Origin of the sequence: Amycolatopsis sp. YIM 10 (assembly GCF_009429145.1) — a bacterium.
In the GTDB taxonomy this organism is placed as follows: domain Bacteria; phylum Actinomycetota; class Actinomycetes; order Mycobacteriales; family Pseudonocardiaceae; genus Amycolatopsis.
Genome location: NZ_CP045480.1, coordinates 8,998,466 through 9,018,208 on the forward strand (window position 1 = coordinate 8,998,466; position 19,743 = coordinate 9,018,208).

Here is a 19,743-nt window from a genome sequence, read left to right on the forward strand (position 1 = left end):
TCCTTAAACACCAGGCCGGACCGCCTGCGCGACGAGCTCGCCTTCGTCCCAGGAAACCTTCCTGGTGTGCACCGGGACGCCGCTCTGCTGCGCCTCCACCATCTTCCCATCACCCAGGTACATCGCCACGTGGTGAATGGTCTTCGGGTTCGACGGGTCGTACGCCCAGAACAGCAGATCACCCGGCTGTGCCTGCTCCACCGGCAACATCGCGCCCGCCTTGTACTGGTCCCGCGAAACCCTCGGCAGGGTGACACCGGCCGCCTCATACGCCCGCAGCATCAAGCCCGAGCAGTCGTAGGAGTTCGGCCCCGTCGCCCCCCAGACGTACGGCTTTCCCTGCTCCCCCAAGGCGAACTCGATCGCCTTCGCCGCGGTCTGGCTGGGCGGCAGCACCGCGCCGGTGCCCTCACCGCAGCCCGCGGCGTCGACCACCTCGCCGACGTTCTCCACCAGGTGCACGGCCATCGGTTCCCACTTGTGGTACCGATCCGGGAAACCCGAGCGCTCGACCGCCTGCGCCGCCTCGCCGGGGCGCATGGTCTCCCAGCCCTTCACCGACAGCAGCACGTCGTAGAACTTGTTGACCTGGTACGGCGGATCGGTCACCTGCGCGACCGTGCCCCAGCCCATCGACGGCCGCATCTGGAAGATGCCCAGCGAGTCGCGGTCGCCGTAGTTCAGGTTGCGCAGCCCCGATTCGGTCATCCCGGCCTGGATCGCGATCTGCCACGCGCGCGGGGACAGCTGCCGCTGCTTGCCGATGGTGATGATCAGCGTGACGATCTGCAGTTGCTCGTCCTTCAGGTTGGCCGCGTCCGCGGCCCCCTTGCCCTGCTGCCCCGGCTGGCTCGGCCCGATCGCCGCGTCGCAGCTGAGGTTGACCACCCCGAGGGCCTGCTGCTCCTGCTGGTTGTCCACCACCACGGCGACGGTGCCGGTGGTGACCACGGCCGCGAACAACACGGTGACCAGCACCCCGACGAGCACGCCGACTTTCACGGCTCAGCCCGCCTGGTCGAGCGCCGAAACCCGCCAGCCGACGTTCGTGCTGACCACGGTGATGGACAGTTTGGGCCCGTCGGTCGGCACCTCTGCCTCCAGTGAGCTGGTCAGCGAGTTGATCGGCACCGGCGCCCCGGTCACCCGGGTGGCCGGGATGTTCGCCGGGTCCACAGTGGACATCGTGGGCAGGAACTCGTCGGTGGTGAAGGGTTTCAGCCCGGCCATCCACTGCTCGGTGGTGATGCCGTCGGGATGGTTGACCCAGGCCGCGGCGAACTGCTCGGCCACGCGGACGGCGTCACCGTTGGGGGCCGCCGAGGTCGGCGACTCCCTCGGCTCGGACAGCCGCGTCGGCAGCGGACCGGTGGTGCCGCGCGCCGGCGGGGCGGCCTTGCCGTCGTCCGGGGTCACCGAGATCTCCCCGGCGCGGCCGGTGCGCTGCGGTCCGTTGTCCCCGACCAGTTTCGGCACCAGCACGCCGGCCGCGATCAACAGCACGGCCAGCACGACCAGCGAAACGGTCAGGTGGGTGGTCGAGCGCAGCGGCCAGCCCCAGAGCCTGCGGTACACCGCGGCGCGGCCGCGGTTGGTCCTGATCGGCATGGGTTACCCCCTCACGGCACGGTCGGTGTCACGAAGGTCCTCGCGCACCTCGAGCCCGCGCGAAGGGCGATAGATCACGTGCACCGGCCTGCCGCCCACCAGTTCCGGGTCCACCCGGCGGGGCTGGCGCGGTGCGGGCATGGCGGCCGACGGCGGCGCGCTCACCGGTGGCGCGAAAGCCGCCTCCGGCTGCGTTCCGTTGGCCGCGGTCATCCTCGACGGGATCACCACCGGCTCCGGGTCGTCGCCGCGATCCCAGCCGCGGTCGAACACCGGCGAGGTGTCCACCCGGCGGCTGGCCGGTTGCGGCAGCTGGTTGCCGGGCAGGTTGCCGCCCGGCGCGAACGCGCCGAACACCGGCATGCCGTTGGCACCGGCGGGCAGCTCGGCGTGGCCGCCGCCGGGCAGCGCGCCCGGGATGGCGCCGGACCAGGCCGCGGCCGGCCGGTTTCCGAGACCGGTGTTGTCCAGGCGCTGCGCGGAGGCGAACACCGTCGCCTCCGGGCGGAAACGGCCGCCGCCGGCGGTCGCGCCGATCGGGCCGCGCTGCTCGGTGCCGGTGGTCTCGTCGGTGTCGCGGACGTTCTGCCAGAACTCGTCCTGCGGGCTGGGTTCGTTGCTGTGCTTGCGGAAGCGGGAGAACAGCCCGCCGCGCGGGGTGGGCACCGCCGAGCCGACCATGCTCACCGACATCTCCACCATCTGCCAGAGCCGTCGGCCGGGGCGGCCGACCAGGAACAGCAGGATGGTGACCAGGCCGGCCATCGCCATCTGCACCAGCATCGACAGCGAGTTGCCCGCGTCGAAGATCGCCTGCAGCAGCAGCGCGTGCACGCCGGCCAGCACGGACAGCACGATCAGGTTGAACGCGACCGCCCCGAGCACCTTCGCCACGCGGCGCAGGATGTCGTGGTGCAGGATCGCCACCAAGCCGATCAACGGCGCGGTCAGCGTGAACAACCGCAGGATGACCTGCGCCAGCAGCACCGCCGCCTTCGCGAACAGCTGGAACAGCGAGTACACCAGGCTCTGCAGGAAACCCAGGAAACCGGCACCGGTCCGGCTGCCGTCCTCACCGGTGAAGTAGCCGGTCGCCGGGCCGAGCTGGGTGGAGATGTTCTTGAACTCGCCCTTCTTGGCGTCGGTCACCGCCTGGTCGGCGTCCTGGTCGTTGTTCATCTGCGTCCAGGTGAACGCCTGCGCGTCCAGCAGCGGCCTGCCGAACTGCTGCGCCTGCTCGCTGTCCGGCGCGCCGAACTCCCCGCGCAGCCAGTTGTCGTAGATGACCCGGTTGTGCAGGTTGGTCGGCAGCACCTCGTGCGCGACGGTGTCCGCGTCGTTCGCGTCGACGAACCCGGCTTGGATGCTGCTGGTGGTCTTCACGATCGCGTCGTCGATCGGATCCAGGTAGCGCAACAGGGCCAGCGAGGACGCGGCCAGCCAGATCCCGCCCAGCGCGAAGAGCGCGCGTTTGCTCACCGTGGACAGGTCGCCGCGCCAGATGTTGCGGAACATCATGATCGCCAGCACCAGCGCGGCGAGGCCGAACAACTGCGCGTAGATGTTGTTGTAGACCTTTTCCGCGCCGGACTTCACCGCGTTGTAGATCGGGCTGAGCAGCCCGTCCTCCATCACCGTGTAGTGCAGCGAGTTGGTCGCGCCGACGATGTTCTTGGCGATGTTGAACAGCTGGTTGCCGCCCCAGGTGTCGATCGTGGAGTTGGGGTCGGTGAGCCCGGCCATCGGGCTGCAGTTGGTCTCGAAGACGTGCCAGACCATGCCGGCGTAGCTGTAGTCGAGGTACGCGCTGCCCTCGAGGCCGTGCTGGCGCGGCGGGTCGATGGCACCGACCATGCCGGAGCCGGGGCGTTCCGGGTTGGGGGCGGCACCGCATTCGGCGGCCATCGCCTGGGGGGCGGTGACCACGGCCTGGATGCCGAGGATCGCCACCACCATCAGCATGGCGGCGCGCTTGCGCCGGACCGGTGAGGGCTCCCGCCGCTTGCGACGGCGCAGGTGGTGCCAGGCCCCGGCCGCCGCCAGGAGCACGAGGACGGTGATCATGCCCGGTCACCCGCCGCGCCGGAGGCTCGCCTGATTCCGCGGACGGCCTCGGCCGCCGCTCGCCGGAGGTGGCTCATGCCGCGTCCCGGCCGGTTCCGCCCTTGGAGCCGGCCGAAGCCCGGACCCCACCGCCGCCGTCGGGTCCCCGGCCGTTGCCGTTCTCGCCGCTGTCGCCGTCGGACGGCTGGCCGCCCGGCACCGGTTCGGACAGCACCTGCTCCTCGGTCAACCCGACCTCCAGCTCCGCCGCGAGTTCGAAGTCCGACTCCGCATAACCCGAGGAGTCGTCGTCCGGTGGTACCGGGACGTGGCGGGGCTCCGGTTCCGGAGCGGGGGCGGGCCGCGCGGACCCGGGGCCGGTGGCTTCCTTCGAACCCGGCGTGGTGTCCATCGCGTTGCGCAGGTGCTCCAGGTGCGGACCGGAGAAGTCCACCCGGATCCGCTCCACGCCACCGGCGCCGTCGCCGAAGATGAACTGCCGCGGCTCCCGGTCGCGCTCGGTGTCGCGATGGGCGCCGGGGCGGCGGCCGAGCGCGGCCACCACCTGTTCGTAACCGACGCCGACCGGCACCTTCAGCAGCCGCAGCGCGTCCGCCTGTGCCTCGTCGTCGTCGAGCCGTCCGACAAAAACGGAGTCGAGCAGGGCCACGAAGCCCTGCATGCGCAGGAAGTCCGCCGGGATCTGCGAGGACAGCAGCACCCGGACGTTCCACTTGCGCGAGTCACGGGCGAAGCGGTTCATCAGCACCCGCCCGGTCGGTACCTCGGAGAGGAAGAACGCCTCGTCGATCCAGACGCCCTTGCGCAGCTCCTTCGGCCGCTCGTAGACCGACCGCTGGGTCAGCCACGCGGCCAGGTTCAGCATCTCCACACCGAGCGCCTCGGCATCGGTCCAGTGCTCGCGGCCGACGCCGTCCTTCGGCAGGGTCAGCCCGGCCATGGTCAGCACGGTCATCCGGTCGTCGCGGGTCTCCGCGTACGGATCCTCGTTCTGCTCGGGGATGAGCAGCGACATGCGCTCGCGCATCTCGTCGAGGAAGTCGGCGACCACCACCGCGTGCTCGTGGTGCTCGCTGGAGTCGCGTCGCAGCGCGTCGATCACCTGGCCGGGGTCGGCGTCGAAGCGGCCGCCGACCGCGCGGACCGCGCGCAACAGCACGATCCGGCTCTGCGGCATCCGGGACACCTCGTACGGCAGCACCCCGGTCAGCACGTCCAGCACCAGCCGTCGCCGGGTGGCCCCGGCCAGCGCCTTCTCACGCCGCCACGAGCGCTCCGGATCGTCCTCGTCCATGAAGTGCTCGAGCAGCGGCTCGGCCACCACGCGGTACGGGTTCAGAATGCCCGGTTCGGCGTTGAGCAGGTTGATCGGCCGCGCGTACGGCCGGATCTCCGGCAGGTCGCACAGGCGCGACAGCGGGCCGGACGGGTCGAGAATGGTCCAGTGCGCCCCGGCGCGCAGCGTCTTGTAGACGATGCCGCCACCGAGGAACGACTTGCCGCCACCGAGCCCGGCGACCATCGCGGTCAGGCCGGAGCCGTCGCGGATCTCCTGCGCCATCCACGGGTCCCAGGCCACCGGGCGCCGGGTCGCGGTGCAGGTCTCGCCGAGCAGGATGCCGCGGCGGTCACCAACCTCGGCGGTCGCCGTCGGCACCGCGGCGGCGGCCCAGACCACCGAGCCGCGGCGGGTGTAGGCGCCCGACGCCAGCGGCTCGCCGGGGATGAACTCCCTGGCCATCGCGTACTGCGCCTCGGGGTGCTCGATGGCGATCTTCGGCTTGTACAGGTCGAGCAGCTGCTGGGCCAGGCGCAGCGCGTCACGCTCGGTCGGCCCGGACACCGCCAGGCGCCACCACGACCGCACGCGGGTGGCCAGCGCGGTGAAGCCCGAGGTCATCTCGTCGTCGATCTCGAGCACCCGCGACGCCTGCCGCGCCAGCGACTGCGGCGGCTCCAGCTCGTGCTCGTCGGTGTAGTGCTTGACCTGCGAGCGCACCTTGTTCATCTGGCGCTGCAGCTCACCGGCGACTTCTTCGGGGCGCCGCACGTAGATCCGCGCGGACCACTCCACCGAGGCTGGCAGCCGGTCGGCGTGCTGCACCCACGGGTCGTCGACCTCGGGGATCTGCAGGCCGTGCATCTGGCCGACGGTGAGCACCGCGACGCTCCGGGTGACCCCGGCGTTCGACCCGGTGCGCCCGCGGACGGTGACCGTCGGGGCGTACGGGTCGGCGTGGAAGTCGGCGGCGTCGGTGAAGCTGGCCAGGTCCTCCGGCTCCCAGGCGGCACCCGGCACGGCGGGCATGTTCCGCGGCGCGGGCAGGCCCAGCGAGCAGGACCGGTGCATCAGCCACGACATCTCGTCGGCGTGCGCCGGCCTGCCCTCCAGCCCGGCCGAGCCGAGCACCTGGTCGAGGTGCTCGACCTCGGAGTCCAGCGCCATCAGCTCGGCGTCCACGGCCTCGGGCAGGATCTTGCGCAGCAGCGGCGCGGCCCGCTCGACGGCGCGGTCCACCGCGCGGCGGGTCTGCACCTGCACGCCGAGGTAGACCTCCTTCTCCGCCATCGACCGGCCCATCAGCTGCTGCTGCTCGCCGATCAGGTAGTCGTCGAAGGAGAGCGCGCCCGGGGTGTCCTTCGGCCGGTCGTGCGCGTTGTGCACGTGGGCCTCGGCCCACATCCGGATCGGGTACGGCCGGTTGGTCACCCGCAGGTGCAGCCAGCGCCCGGCCAGCTCGGCGTACTGCCCGGCGATGGCCGCGATCAGGTCGCGGCGCTGCGAGTCCGAGCGGAACGACCAGCGCTGCGGCGCCAGCCGGTACCAGGCGTAGACCTCGTGCCCGGTGCGCAGGAGGTGACCGTCGATGCTGCGCGCGGCGATCGACGGGGTGTAGGAGGGCACCGCCTGCTCGCCGGGCAGTCTGCGGCCACGCCTGCCGCCGCTGCCCTGCTTGGGCTGGACGGGGCGCTGGTCCCGCTTACCTCGGCTACGACCGGACAACGACTACCTCCCCGCCACGGCGTGGGTGCCACCGCGACGCGCTCGTGTTTGGCTGGCTCGTCCGCGAGCACCCCGGGGCCGGGGTCGTTCGGTCCGCACCCGGACCTTGCTCGCGCTGACCGCGCCACCGGTGCCGGTGGAGCGCTCACGTGGGGTGTTCAGCTCCCGCACCCACATGGTGAGCACGGCGCTGAGCGGGCGTTCGTGGCTGATCTTGGCCGTGATCAGCCGGGTGATCACGATGGTGGCGACGAACGCCCACGCTGTCGAGAAGAAGCCGAAGCCGAGCCCGATCTGGCGTTCGATCGTGAGCACGACGAGGAAGACGGGAATACCGACCGCCCAGGCCACGTACCGCGCCCGCCAGGGGAAAGTCGCCTTCGGCGGGCCGAGCCAGACCGCGTCGACGCGGTAGACCTCGTCGTCGGTTCGGATGCGCACGGGTGCCTCAGCCCGTGAACAAGCCGGCGATCCATTCGCCGACGTCCACGCCGAGGCCGCTGACCGCGAGACCGATGATCGCCAGCGCGATCACCACCCCGGCCAGGCGCCGCATCACACCGGCGTTGTCACCCTTGCCGCCGCCCAGCCAGAGCAGCAGCAACGCGACGGCCAGCAGGACAAGAGGGATGATGTTGTCGATCATCCAGTCGCGCACGCCCTTGGTGCCCAGTTCGCCATCCTGGGCCAGGGCCGCGAGGGTCATGGTGGTCATCGCTTAACTCCTGAGTACAGCGGGCGGGGCCGGGACGGGCCCGGTGCCGCCGGTCCGCCGTGATTGCCGAACGTGCCGAACCTACTACTGTGCGCGAGAAACATGATGGCCGTACGCGATGTGGTGGTCAAAGCGCGCACGCCGGAACCGCCCGCACCACACCCGTACCCGCACGCGCGGGCAGGGACCACTCTCACCGATACCCATCCCCTCCATCATCGTTGCCGGGGCGTCCAGGATTAACCCAGTCCACCCGGATTTCCTAGTGTGCGAATCGACTCACTCACACGCGAGGATTTTGACTACTCCAGGTGGCCGAGGTAGGTGGCGAATCACGCCGGGAACAGTGTGGCATGCCCCGTTCGGTCCCTTCTGCGGCCTCCAGCGGGTGACCGTCCCTCACATCGACTTCACATTTGCGGGGCTCACCCGTTCGAACGGCGGGAACGCGACGCGGGTTACCGCAAACCTCCGATTTCCCTCACTTTCCGTCATCCGGCGCTCTTCTCGGTGATCTTGCCGCCGCGGCCGCGAGCCGCCCATCAGCGACGATGACTTTATAACGGCAAGGTAACGAACAGGCCTCGTTTTCGTCCACCGCGCGCGGAATGCCCGTATCCCCGAGCGGCGCGCCCCGACAGACACAACCGCCCCGAACAAGAGGTGAAACAGTCGATGGCCCGAGACCGCTTCCAGGGTAGGCACCGCGTCTCCCGCAAAGCCAAACTGACCACCGGCGGCATCGGCCTCGCGGTGCTCACGGTCGGTTCACTGGCCGTTTTCACCACCACGGGCTCACCCCCGCAGGCCAGTGCCGACAACCCCGACCAGAGCCAGTTCGTCGACATCACCACCGTCGAACCGAACGTGAACGAGCCGGAGGCCCAGCAGGGCGCCTCCACCGGAACCTTCACCGTCGACTGCGGCCGGAACGAGAACGGGCACTTCAACCCGGACAACTTCATCGCCCAGCCCGGCGTCCGCAACGGTGCCCAGCACCTGCACGACTACGTCGGCAACCTGTCCACCGACGCCGACTCGAACAACCAGAGCCTCCAGGCCGCGGGCACCACCTGCGCCAACGGCGACAAGTCGGCCTACTTCTGGCCGGTCGTCCGCATCGACACCGAAGGCGACCCGGAAGAGGAGCAGCAGCAGGACAACGCCGAGGAGGCGCAGGCCGAAGAGGCCGGTCGCCGCGGCAACCAGAACCAGGACGGCAGGCAGGCCGGCAACCAGGCCCAGCAGGACGGCCAAGGCGGCCAGAACGGTGACCAGAACCAGCAGGGCCAGAACGACGGCCAGGCCCAGAGTGGCCAGAACCAGGCTGGCCAGGCCCAGGGAGACCAGGCCCAGGACGGCCAAGGCGACCAGAACCAGGGTGGCCAGGACGCTCAGGGCCAGGACGGACCGGATGGCCAGGGCCAGGGCCAAGCCCAGGATGACCAGAACCAGGACGGGCAGGGCCAGAACGGGCAGGACGGTCAGGGCCAAGGCGGCCAGGACGGCCAGGCTGGTCAGGACGCCCAAGGCCAGGGTGGCCAAGGCGGCCAGAACCAGGGTGGCCAGGACCAGGGCGACCAGGGTCAAGGCGGCCAGGGCCAGGATGGCCAGAACCAAGGTGATCAGGGTCAGGGTGATCAGGGCCAGGGCCAGGAAGAGCTGCCCGCGCAGGACGAGAACGGGGAACTCCCCGGCAACGAGGGCGAGATCCAGCGCCCGTCGGTCGTCGACATCACCTTCCGCGGCAGCCCGGTGACCGAGGTCGAGGCGATGCCCAAGTTCCTCCGCGTGCTCTACGGCGACGCGAAGGTGTCCACCAACGGCCCCGGCAACGCCCGCGAGTCGTGGACCTGCACCGGCTTCGAGGACCAGGTGCGCATCGACAAGTACACGATCTGCCCCGAGGGCAGCGACGTGATGCGCGTCCACGACTTCCCGAGCTGCTGGGACGGGCAGAACATCGACAGCGAGAACCACCGCGACCACATCGTCTACCCGAACGAGAACGGCCAGTGCGAGGACGGCTTCACCGCCGTGCCGCAGCTGAGGATCAGCCTGACCTACGAGATCCCCCGTGAGGTCCAGCTCGCCGGTCAGTACAAAGTGGACGCTTTCCCGGAGGAGGACCACAACCCCTTCTCCGACCACGACGACTTCGCCAACGTGATGTCGAACGCGATCATGAACCGGGTCGTGGACTGCATCAACTCCGGCCGCACCTGCAACGAGTAGAAAGGAGGACCCCGCCAAGGATCTCACCGCACGAGCACTCCGTTACCGGCGAAGGCCACCGCGGCGTCCCCCGACTCGGTCGCGGTGGCCTTCCCGTACGAGGCCCGGGGCATCCGCCGCCCCGGGCCTCTTCACGTCGTCAGGACTTGGCCTTCTCCGAACCGGTGCCGAAGACGTTGGCCGGGAAGGCTCCGTTGGCCACCGCGGTACGGCTCAGCTGCCGCGCCAGGGTGTGCAGCCGGTCCGCCTTGTCCCCGCCGAACCGGATCCACGGCGACGCGGCCGAGAAGTTCGTGGTGTCCTCGACACCGTCCCGCACCGCGCGGCCCTGCTCGGTCAGCACCCCGTCGGCGTCCAGGATGCCTTCGGTGCGGAGGTAGTCGGCGGCGGCGTCCCACTGCTCGTCCGACCAGCCGCGGCTCTTCTTCGCCGCCGGCTCCAGGAAGCCCTTGCCCGTCGCGGTGTGCGTGACCAGCGCGGTGATCCCGTTCAGCCCGGCACCGACCAGCGCCGCGATGTGCCCGTCCCCGCGGAACTCGCGCAGCAGCGAAGCCGCGTGCCACAGCACCAGCAGCGGCTCCGACGGCCATTCCACGTCGGCGTGCGCGGCGTACAGCGGACGGCCCTCCGGCACGCAGCCGTCGGCCACCTCGCGGGCCAGCTCGGCGGCTTCGGTGACCACTTCGGACTCCGCGAGGTCGTCCCCGAGCAGCCGCCGCAGTGCCGCGTCCGCCGCGGCGAAGCGGGCCTCGATCACCTCGCGCGGGTCGGCCAGCGTCCACGCCCGCGGGATGTGACGGGCGATCAGCTCCGGGTTGAAGTTGAAGAAGGTGGCGGCCACCGGGCCGGGCCCGACCGCGCCCATCGGCGCCGAGCGGCTGGCGAAGTAGCCCATCCGGCCAGGGCGCAGCCCGACCTCGGTGAAGCGTTCCTCCGCCTCCGGGGCGAAGTAGACCATCGCGTGGAGCGGTTCGAGCACGCGATGACAGCGGTACGCGATTTCCTTGGCCTCAGCGAGTTCCATGCCTCGGAGGCTACCGCCGGGTAGGCCCGCCCGTCTCCCACCACCACCCTCAACGGAGCTCCGCGCCCCCTTGACCTGTGCCGAGAAAAAGGACGAGCTGGCATGTAAGCCGGATCCTGTCCCCACGACCCCGGCGGACCGGGGCCGCGGTGGGCGGCCATCCATCTCGGCCTGCCGTCGCCGGCAGGCTCCAGCGGCCTACCCGCAGGCATCGGGCGGGCCGCCCTCGATCGCCTGCGCAGGAGCTCGCGCTCCCTCTTGGCCTTGCTCCGGGTGGGGTTTACCGAGCCGTCCCGGTCACCCGGGACGCTGGTGGTCTCTTACACCACCGTTTCACCCTTACCCAGCCGCGAACGGCTGGGCGGTCTGTTTTCTGTGGCACTGTCCCGCGGGTCACCCCGGGTTGCCGTTAGCAACCACCCTGCCCTGCGGAGTCCGGACTTTCCTCGAAACCCGCTCCCCGAGGGGACCGGGTCACGCGACCGCCCTGCCAGCTCGTCCAGCGCTCCAGGGTACTCACCCGCCCGCCGCGGGCGCGCGCTGGTTCCGCTCGCCGTCCGCGCGCACGGCGAACCACTGGCCTTCACGCCCGTGCCCGTTCCAGTCACCGGCCAGCCGGTCACCGGCGAACCGGTACAGCGGGCGCCCGGCCAGCGTGACCTGCCAGCTGCCGTCGGCGCGCTGCACGGTGCCGACCAGCTCCGGGGCGATGCCCTCGACGGAGGCCTGCCGCTCGGTGAGCACTGGCGGCCAGGTCTTCGCGCAGTCGCCGTCGCAGACCGACTTCGGCGGCCCGGTCCGGTCCTTCTCGAACCGGTAGAGCACCGAGCCGTTCCCGTCGGTCACCGTGACGCCCATCGACGGCACGGTCCTGGCCACCAGCTTCACCGACTGGCCCGAACCGGCGGGCGGCAGCGGCATGGTGGTTTCCGGTCCGGTTTCCGGTGCCTGGACGCCCTCGTCCAGCTCGGCCAGGTCGCGCGCGCTCGGATCGTCCGAGGCCAGCACCGGCGGCTTCACCAGACGCCCGGAGGACTCGGTGGCCTCGGCGGTTTCGGACGCCACCGAGGCCGGCACCTCGGAACCGTCCTCGCTCCACCAATTCAGCAGGCCGACCACCAGCAGCGCGCCGGCCGCACCCAGCGCGACCTTGCCGACGGTGGTGGTGAGCCCGGCCCGCCTGCCGAGCTCACCGAGGTCGCGCAACCAGAGCACGGTGGCGCGACGCAGGTCGCCGACGCCCCGGCGGGCAACCCGCCAGGACCCGGAACCCCGCGGCCGCCGCTCCGCCCCATGTCGAGCCGCCACTCGAGTCCCCTTCGTCTGTCTAACGCCCGGCGAGGATCCTCGCGCGGCTCATCTCACCCGTGCTGAACTCGGGCCGGTCCGGCACTTCCAGCTCACCCGGCACCGGGCACTGCCGGTCCAGGTCGGCCGCCCAGGCCAGCACGGCCGACGGGCTGTTCATGCCGACCACGCCGAGCAGGCGGCCGTCCCGGACATATCCGGTCACGGTCCGGCCGCCTCCGGCGGGTGGACTGAGCGCCACCGTGTCGGTGCCGAGCTTCGGCACCCCGGCGGCCTGGATGCGGACCCCGTGCTGCTCGGACCAGAACCGCGGCATCGGCGTGAACGGCTTGGCCGCGGCCGGTCCGGCGAGCAGGTTCTCCGCGGCGGCGCGGCCCATCTCGATCGCGTTGAGCCAGTGCTCCACGCGCCGCGGCACCGCGTCGAAGCGCAGGTTCGGCCACTGCGCGACGTCACCGGCGGCGACCACGTCGTCCGCGCCGACCACGTGGCAGGTGGACTCGCACACCACGCCGTCCGAGATCCGGAGCCCGGCGCCGCGCAGCCACGACACCGCGGGCACGGTGCCGACCGCCGCCACCACGCAGGAGGCGACGAGCATCTGCCCGTCGGAGAGCCGGATGCCCATGCCGGTGTGGCCGGGCAGCCAGTCCTGGATCGAGGCGCCCAGCGCCAGCCGGACGCCGTGGTCGCGGTGCAGCTGGGTCAGCCGCTCGCCGAGGTCCTCGCCGAGCACGTTGCCCATCAGGTTCTTCGACCGCCCGATCAGCGTCACCTCGCGGTCCATCTCACGGAGGCTGGAGGCGATCTCGCAGCCGGTGAAGCCGCCGCCGATCACCGCGACCGGGCCACGCGTGCCCGCCAGGTTCTTCTGCAGCCGCTGCGCGTCGGCCAGCGTGCGCATCACCACCACGCGCGGGTGCCCGTGCGGGATGTTGGCCGCCCGCTTGGGTTCCACGCCGGTGGCGATGATCAGGCCGTCGTAGTTCATCTGCTCGCCGCCGGGCAGGTGCACCACCCGCCGCCGGGGTTGCAGGTGCAGCGCGGTGGTGTCGAGGCGCCAGATCGCGCCGAGTTCCTGGTACTGCTGCAACCTCAGGTCGGCCGCGCTCATCGCGCCGCTGAGGAAGCCCTTGGACAGCGCGGGGCGGTGGTACGGCCGCAGCGGCTCGCTGCCGATCAGCACGATCTCACCGTCGAAGGCGAGTTCACGCAGGCGCTCGGCGGCGCGCAGCCCGGCCAGGCCGGCGCCGACGATGACGATGCGTTCGGCGGACTGTCTGGCTCTCATCACTGATCGACCCCCTGCAGCTGGATGGCGCGCATCGGGCAGGCGCGGGCGGCGGCCTGCGACTGCTCGTTCTGCGCCGCGGTCGGATTACGGGTGTAGCGCAGGCGGCCGTCCTCGCGGAGCTGGAAGACGTCGGGGGCTTCCTGCTGGCAGATGCCGTACCGGCGGCACCGCTGGTTGTCCACGCTGACCCGCATCACCACGGCCTTGCCGGGTTTCGACGGGCCGACCGGCGGCGCGTCGAGCAGGCCGATGCGCACCAGGTGCTTCGGTGGCATCAGGCGCAGCACGCTGAGGGTGAGTGCCGGGGCGAGCAGCGTGATGCCGCCGAGCCACAGCAGGGACAGGTTGCCGTTGGCGGCGGCACCGAACCACGAGTGCACCGCGGTCATCGCCACCGCCGGATAGGCCAGTTGGTGGAACCGCAGCCAGTTCAGGTACTTCACCGTGCGGTGCAGCCCTGCGGTCAGCGCGATGGCGATCATCAGCTCCAGGCCGAGAATGCCCAGCGCGTGCCTGGCCAGCCCGCCGTCGGCGAACGGGATCAGGATCTTGGTCAGGCCGAAGTCGATGTCGTCGAGGAAGGGGAACGCGGCCGCGTGCGTGACACCGGTGGCGATGGTGAACGCGGCCAGCATCTGGTGGCCGCCGCGCAGGGCGTGGTGCCCGGACAGCCTGCGCACCCAGCCGGTGGCGGTGAGCACGCCCCAGCACAGGGTCAGGCACATCGCGACGTAGGCCATCCTGGCCGAAAGGGCCGCCATCTCACGGACACCGGCGTCATGCGGGGAGGTGGCGGCCTGCAGGAGCAGGGGGTCGGGCATTAAGTCGTGCCTCCGGATCGGGAAAACTCTAAGGAGAGCCGCGGCGTGTGCCGCTAGTCGCTGGCGTGGCGGGAACCTCGGCGGTAGGCGCCGAACCAGCGCACCAGGCCGAGCGTGGCGGCGATGGCCACCAATCCGGCCAGCACACCGAGCAGCACGCTGCCGAAGCCCAGTTCGTCACTCGCTTCGGCGCCGGTGGTGGCCACCGAGCGCGAACCGGCCACGTTGTTCGCCACGCCGGCCGCGGCCGGATTGGGCGAGGAGGCGGTGGCGCCGGTCAGTGAATCGGCACGGGCCAGTCCGGTGCTCTCCAGCAGGGTCATGTGGCGCATCACCGCGTTGACCGCCTTCTGCGCGAAGGAGCGGATCGCGTCGTTCTTGGTGGTCGCGCGCACCGTGGCGACGAGCGGGAAGACCGTGCCGTGTGCGGCGCGGGCCAGGTTCACGTAGGTGCGGTCGGCGTCGGCGCCGGTCTTGCCGGAGATCTCGTCCATCCAGCCCTGCTGCTGCGCGGTGGGCTGGCTGGGCAGGCTGACGCCCACCTGGGCGGCGGTCTTCTGCACCTCGCCGTCGAGCACCGCGTGCTCGTCGGAGAGGTGCCCACCGACCTCCTTGACCTTCGGATTGGTGGTGCGCTCGGAGATCAGCTTGCTGATCGGGCCCTCCCACAGCCCGGCGAGCCGCACCTTGACCAGGATCTCCTCGTCGGTGGGCGCGAGTTCGGCCTGCGCGGACGCCGGGGAAGCGCCGAACAGCAAGGTGAACATCACGCTCGCGGCGAGCAGGGACAGCAGCCGGCGCGAGCGCGGGGTGACCGCGTGCCGGGACCGGGCGGGGTTGGTCATCGCATGCCCCTTCGGGGGAAAGTTCGTGCATTTCGGGGGATTCACCTGTGGTACGGCAGTGATCAGCAGCCGGTTCGGTCCGCAGTTCAGGGAAATGGTGTGACCTGGATCACAGTCCGGTTACGCTGTGTTCCTACTGGAATCACGGACGTGAACCTGGTTCACTTCCGGTTGATGCAGTATTGTGATCGCACCGCTCGAGCGCGATCGAATTCCCCCGACTCCGCATTCGACGCGCCGCGGTAACGAACTCTTTCACCTCGCCTTCAGGGAGGCAGGTCGCTTCATGGAAATCACCGGAATGACCCGAAATGGTCCGGACGAAGAGCTGGTGACGATGCTGTATCACCAGTTCCGGGAGAGACTTTTCAGCCATGTACTACGACTGACAAATTATGACCGGCAGTGGACAGAGGACGTCGTGCAGGAGACGCTGATCCGCGCCTGGCAGAACTCGGCCACGCTGACCAGGGAACCTGGCATGCTCCGGGGCTGGCTGCTGACCGTCGCGCGGCGCATCGTGATCGACGGCTGGCGCTCGCGGCAGGCCCGTCCGCAGGAAGTGGAACTGCTCCGCCCGGAAATGGCGGGCTGCCCGGACGAGACCGATCAATCCCTTTCGGTGATGGTCATAGTCGACGTCATCAGCAGGCTGAGCAACGAGCAGCGCGCGGCCATTTATCAAACGTATGTGAAAGGTCACACCGTACGCGAGGCGGCGAAGATTCTGCAGGTTCCGGAAGGCACCGTGAAATCGCGTCTGCACAAGTCCATGCGACTGATCAGGAATGCACTGCAGGAGTGGACCTGAGGGGAGGCGTGATGTGATGTATTCACGGCATTCCGCGCTCGCGGCCTACGCAATGGACGCACTGGACGAGAGCGGAGCCAGGAAATTCGAACGGCATTTGAGCCGGTGCGGGCGCTGCCGGGAGGAACTGACCGAGTACGCGGAGGCCGGGATCTTCGGCCTGCTCCGCGACGCGGCGGAGACCGGCATGCTCAACCCGCTGCTGGACGCCATCCCCCGGCAGCGGACGCCGGACGACGCACCGGGTGCGGCCGCGCCCGTGGCGCGGCTCGATCCGGTGCCGTTGCGGCGACGGCTGCTGTCCTGCCGGTCGCGGTTGCGCCGGGTGCTGCTCCTGGTGGGGCGATGACCGCGAACGCGGCCGCACCCGGCCGCGCCGTGCTGTCCTGGCTGCCTGGCGCCATCTGCGTTACCACCGTCTCGACGGGTCCGGCCGGTGCACCCTCGGTGACCGGCACTACTGGGGTAGTGCCAATTCTGCCGCCGAATGGCCCGCGAGTCTCTACGGTAGGCACCGTAGGAAACACGGAGAGTTGGGCGTTCGGCCCTTCGGTATCGCCGCCGGTCACACTCGGTGCCCTGGACAAGGCCGGAGAAGATGGGGCATTCTCCGGGGCCCACGCGCGTTCACCCCGCAGGGGATACCGAGAGCGGCCGAGGTGCCGCGGATCGGAGAGCTACCCGTGACCACGTCTTCCGCGCTGGCACCCGCCGCCCGAAGACCAGCCGAGCTGGTCGGTGCCGGCCCCTTCTTCGGCAGGGAGAAGGAACTGGACACCATCGGCGGGCTGCTCGCGCGCGCCAGGGAGGGCCTCGACTCGCACGTGATGGTGTTCGGCGAGTTCGGCGGCGGCAAGACCGCGCTGCTGGACGCCGCCGCCCGTCGCGCGCGGGCGCAGGGCTTCACCGTGGCGATCGCGCGCGGGGCCCGGCTGGAGGTGCGCCTCGCCGGTGGCATCGTGCACCAGCTGTCCGACGCGCTGCTCGAGGTGATCGACAGCGACGGCACCAACGCGCTGCCCGCCCCGGTGCGCTCCAGCTCCGAGTTCGACGCGCTCGAATCGTTCCAGCTACTGGTCAGGACCGCCGCCGCGCGCCGGCCGCTGTTCCTCGCCGTGGACGACGTGCACCTGGCCGACGCCTGGTCGATGCGCTGCCTCGCCTACGCCAGGCCCCGGCTCACCGGGCACCGCGTGGTCATCGCGACCACCGCGAACCGCGGGCTCGCCCCGCTCAGCGAGATCTCGCTGCCGGAACTGACCGGCACCACACCCGAGGTGATCGAACTCGGCGGCCTCGACCTGCCCGGCGTGTCCGGCCTGGTGCGCGCCGCGACCGGGCGCCAGGACGCCGGGTTCGCCGCGGTCTGCCGCGAGGTCACCGGCGGCAACCCGTACCTGCTGCGCTCGCTGGTCAGCACCCTGCAGCACCGCTCGCACAAGATCAGCGAACTGACCGCCGACCAGATCCGCGCCATCTCCGTGCCGCTGATCGGCGAGATCCTGCGGGTGCGGTTGCGCGGGCTTCCCGGCACCACCGATGTCGCGCGCGCGGTCGCCGTGCTCGGTGAGGACGCCACACTCGAAGCGGTCGGCGCGCTCGCCGGGCTGTCCCCGCGCGTGACGCTCCGCGCGGTGGACACGCTGGTCCGGCTGCACGTGCTGGCCGACAGCTATCCCCCGGCCTTCACCTATTCCTACGTGCGCAACGGCGTGCTCGACGACATGTGCGTCGCCGAGCAGGCCGCCAGTCACGCGACCGCGGCCCGGCTGCTGTTCGACGCCGGGGTGCCGGACGAACGCGTCGCCGCGCACCTGCTCGAAGCGGGCCCGATCCGCCTGCCGTGGGGCGTGGAGGTGCTGCGCCGGGCCGCCCGGCGCGCGGTGCACCAGCAGAACCCCGATCTGGCCGGTGCCTGCCTGCGGCGCGCGCTCGACGAGCGGCTGCCGCCGGACCGGCGGCTCGCCGTGCAGCTGGAACTCGGGCACGTCGAGTTCGGCCTGGACCGGTCGGCCGGGCGCGCCCGCCTGCGCGACGCGCTGGCGATGGCCGAAGATCCCGGCGCCGCCGCCGAGGTGGCCGAGACGATGGTGCTCGGCTCCTGCGGTGACGCGGCGAACCGGCTGGCGATCTCGGTGGCCACCGAGGTGATCGCGCGGCTCGGCTCCGCTCAGCGCGAGGTCGCGCAGCGCCTGCGGTACACCACCTATCTCGCCGCGGCCGGTGGTTCGCGGCACGCGTCGGCCTGCGCGAAGCGGGTCTTCGACGATCTGCGCGCGGAAATCCCGGAGAACGAGCAACTGCGACGGATCCACGCGCTGCTGGTGTCGCTCGCGCACGCCAGGGAAGCGGGTTCGCACGCCGATTTCCTCCGGTACGCGGCCGAAGCGCTCAACGGCGACCCGATCCCGGCATTCGGCCAGCCGTACGTGTTCGCCCTGTTCAGCGCGGCGCTCGCGGACGAGCCGGAGCACGCCGAGCAGTTCCGCGGGCTGGTCGAGGGCATGCGCGAGCCGCACGACTACCACCTGCGCAAGGGCATCGCCGCGTCACTGGCCCACGGCATGGCCATCCACCTGCTCGGCGATCTGCCGAAGGCCCGCACCTTCTTCGCCTCGCCGGTGCGCATGTTCCTCGACTCCGGCGCGGCGAACGGCTGCCCGATGGCCACGCTGTGCCTGGCCTGGTATGCCGAGGTGCTGGTGGACCTCGGCAGGCTGGACGAGGCGACGGCGATGCTGTCGCACGTCACCGTCGGCGAACTGTTCCCCGACGTGCACCTGCTGTTCGCCCGCGGCAAGCTGCGGCTCGCCGGTGGCGACGGACAGGGTGCGCTCGACGACCTCACCGACTGCGGCAGGCGGCTGGACGAGCGCGGGGTGGTCAATCCGGCGGTGCTCGCCTGGCGCGAGCACGCCGTTCGGGCGCACCTGCTGCTGGGCGACCGCGAGCAGGCGGCCGAACTGGCCGCGGAGAACCTGCGGCTGGCCAGGCAGTGGGGCACCCCGCGGGTGGTCGGCACGGCGTTGCTGGCGGTCGGGATCTCGGGTGAGGACGGTGACGACGCCGAGCACGCCCTGCAGTCCGCGATCGAGTCGCTGTCGGCGTCGCCGGCGAAGTTGCGGCTGGCCGAGGCGTTGTTCGAGCTGGGTTCGCTGTTGCGGCGGCGCGGGCACCCGGAGAAGGCGGTGCCCCAGTTGCGGCGGGCACTGGACCTGACCGCGCAGTGCGCCGCGGAACCGCTGTCGCGGCTGGCCGGACGCGAGCTGCGGTCGTGCGAAGCGGCGTTGAGCGAGACGAAGACCAGCACGCACGGGCTGACCAGGCAGGAGAGCCGGGTGGCGGCGATGGCCGTGCAGGGCCTGACGAACCGGCAGATCGCCGACGCGCTGCACCTGACCCGGCGGACCGTGGAGCTGCACCTGTCCGGGGCGTACCGGAAGCTCGGCATCTCCGGCCGCGCGGACCTGTCCTCGGCGTTCCCCGGTTAGGGCAGGGAGTCCAGCGCTTTCCGGATGATCTCCGCCGGCGGCTCGGTCACGTCCAGCACCACTCCCCGCTCGTCCTCGGCCAGCGGTTCGAGGTCGGCGAACTGGGAGTCCAGCAGCGACGGTGGCATGAAGTGGCCCGACCGCCCGGCCAGGCGTTCCGCGATCACCTCGCGCGGGCCGTCCAGGTGCACGAACCAGACCTCGCCGCCGCTTCGCAGCACGTCGCGGTACCGCCGTTTCAACGCCGACGAGGTGACCACGCCGCCGGTCTCCTGGTGCTCGCGGATCCAGCCGGCGATGGCGTCGAGCCAGGGCCAGCGGTCCTCGTCGGTGAGCGGGGTGCCCGCGGTCATCTTCTCGATGTTCGCCTTCGGGTGGAACGAGTCCGCCTCCGCGTAGGCCACACCGAGGCCCTCCGCGAGCCCGGTGCCCACGGTGGTTTTGCCCGAACCGGAAACACCCATCACGACCACGACCGTCATAGCGGGCATGTTCGCACAGGCGGCTCGCGGACCGAGGCAAC

16 protein-coding genes and 1 other RNA gene are annotated in these 19,743 nt (G+C 70.9%); 4 read left to right on the plus strand and 13 right to left on the minus strand.

The features are described from left to right. Positions 1 to 3: 3 nt before the first annotated feature. The 6 genes from YIM_RS41650 to YIM_RS41675 all read right to left on the minus strand — a co-directional run bounded on the left by YIM_RS41650 (position 4) and on the right by YIM_RS41675 (position 7,391). Positions 4 to 1,002, minus strand: coding sequence for a C40 family peptidase (locus tag YIM_RS41650; protein ID WP_153035597.1), 999 nt, complete (start codon positions 1,000 to 1,002; stop codon positions 4 to 6). Positions 1,003 to 1,005: 3 nt separating this feature from the next. After that, positions 1,006 to 1,608 (minus strand): hypothetical protein, encoded by a 603-nt coding sequence (locus YIM_RS41655; RefSeq protein ID WP_153035598.1) that lies wholly within the window; start codon positions 1,606 to 1,608, stop codon positions 1,006 to 1,008. A gap of 3 nt (positions 1,609 to 1,611) precedes the next feature. Continuing rightward, the gene (locus YIM_RS41660) at positions 1,612 to 3,672 is read right to left on the minus strand and encodes a magnesium transporter (protein ID WP_153035599.1); all 2,061 of its coding nucleotides are present in this window, start codon (positions 3,670 to 3,672) and stop codon (positions 1,612 to 1,614) included. Positions 3,673 to 3,745: 73 nt separating this feature from the next. Beyond that, a complete protein-coding gene (locus YIM_RS41665) occupies positions 3,746 to 6,676 on the minus strand; it encodes an ATP-binding protein (RefSeq protein WP_153035600.1) in 2,931 nt (976 codons plus the stop codon). 3 nt (positions 6,677 to 6,679) lie between these two features. Beyond that, complete coding sequence (locus tag YIM_RS41670; RefSeq protein WP_153035601.1) at positions 6,680 to 7,117, minus strand: hypothetical protein; 438 nt, start codon at positions 7,115 to 7,117, stop codon at positions 6,680 to 6,682. 7 nt (positions 7,118 to 7,124) lie between these two features. Then, a complete protein-coding gene (locus YIM_RS41675) occupies positions 7,125 to 7,391 on the minus strand; it encodes a hypothetical protein (protein WP_113696269.1) in 267 nt (88 codons plus the stop codon). A 675-nt stretch (positions 7,392 to 8,066) separates the two neighbouring features. On the opposite strand from YIM_RS41675, the gene YIM_RS41680 reads away from it, so the two are divergent. Further along, on the plus strand, positions 8,067 to 9,626 hold the full coding sequence (locus YIM_RS41680) for a DUF1996 domain-containing protein (RefSeq protein WP_153035602.1): 1,560 nt from the start codon (positions 8,067 to 8,069) through the stop codon (positions 9,624 to 9,626). 139 nt (positions 9,627 to 9,765) lie between these two features. Here YIM_RS41680 and YIM_RS41685 read toward each other — a convergent pair whose 3' ends face one another. From YIM_RS41685 to YIM_RS41710, 6 genes are all read right to left on the minus strand, one after another. Continuing rightward, complete coding sequence (locus tag YIM_RS41685; RefSeq protein ID WP_153035603.1) at positions 9,766 to 10,650, minus strand: hypothetical protein; 885 nt, start codon at positions 10,648 to 10,650, stop codon at positions 9,766 to 9,768. Between the two features lie 89 nt (positions 10,651 to 10,739). After that, an RNA gene (gene rnpB, locus YIM_RS41690) (RNase P RNA component class A) lies at positions 10,740 to 11,148 on the minus strand. An 18-nt stretch (positions 11,149 to 11,166) separates the two neighbouring features. Next, positions 11,167 to 11,958, minus strand: coding sequence for a hypothetical protein (locus YIM_RS41695; protein ID WP_153035604.1), 792 nt, complete (start codon positions 11,956 to 11,958; stop codon positions 11,167 to 11,169). A 19-nt stretch (positions 11,959 to 11,977) separates the two neighbouring features. Continuing rightward, positions 11,978 to 13,249, minus strand: a complete 1,272-nt coding sequence (locus tag YIM_RS41700; RefSeq protein WP_153035605.1) for an NAD(P)/FAD-dependent oxidoreductase — start codon at positions 13,247 to 13,249, stop codon at positions 11,978 to 11,980. Continuing rightward, positions 13,249 to 14,073: a ferredoxin gene (locus YIM_RS41705; protein WP_194239918.1), complete on the minus strand. Its 825-nt coding sequence runs from the start codon at positions 14,071 to 14,073 to the stop codon at positions 13,249 to 13,251. The genes YIM_RS41700 and YIM_RS41705 overlap by 1 nt, the downstream gene beginning before the upstream one ends. Positions 14,074 to 14,126: 53 nt before the next feature. Next, positions 14,127 to 14,918 (minus strand): DUF4142 domain-containing protein, encoded by a 792-nt coding sequence (locus tag YIM_RS41710; RefSeq protein WP_228004349.1) that lies wholly within the window; start codon positions 14,916 to 14,918, stop codon positions 14,127 to 14,129. Positions 14,919 to 15,204: 286 nt separating this feature from the next. Between YIM_RS41710 and YIM_RS41715 the strand changes: the two genes are divergently transcribed. From YIM_RS41715 to YIM_RS41725, 3 genes are all read left to right on the plus strand, one after another. After that, complete coding sequence (locus YIM_RS41715) at positions 15,205 to 15,729, plus strand: sigma-70 family RNA polymerase sigma factor (RefSeq protein WP_153037586.1); 525 nt, start codon at positions 15,205 to 15,207, stop codon at positions 15,727 to 15,729. 16 nt (positions 15,730 to 15,745) lie between these two features. Then, positions 15,746 to 16,078: a zf-HC2 domain-containing protein gene (locus tag YIM_RS41720; protein ID WP_194239919.1), complete on the plus strand. Its 333-nt coding sequence runs from the start codon at positions 15,746 to 15,748 to the stop codon at positions 16,076 to 16,078. A gap of 334 nt (positions 16,079 to 16,412) precedes the next feature. Next, positions 16,413 to 19,220: an AAA family ATPase gene (locus YIM_RS41725; RefSeq protein WP_194239920.1), complete on the plus strand. Its 2,808-nt coding sequence runs from the start codon at positions 16,413 to 16,415 to the stop codon at positions 19,218 to 19,220. Here the strand turns inward: YIM_RS41725 and YIM_RS41730 are convergent. Then, positions 19,217 to 19,702 (minus strand): gluconokinase, encoded by a 486-nt coding sequence (locus YIM_RS41730; protein WP_153035608.1) that lies wholly within the window; start codon positions 19,700 to 19,702, stop codon positions 19,217 to 19,219. The two genes, YIM_RS41725 and YIM_RS41730, sit on opposite strands and share 4 nt — an antisense overlap. Between the last annotated feature and the right edge of the window lie 41 nt (positions 19,703 to 19,743).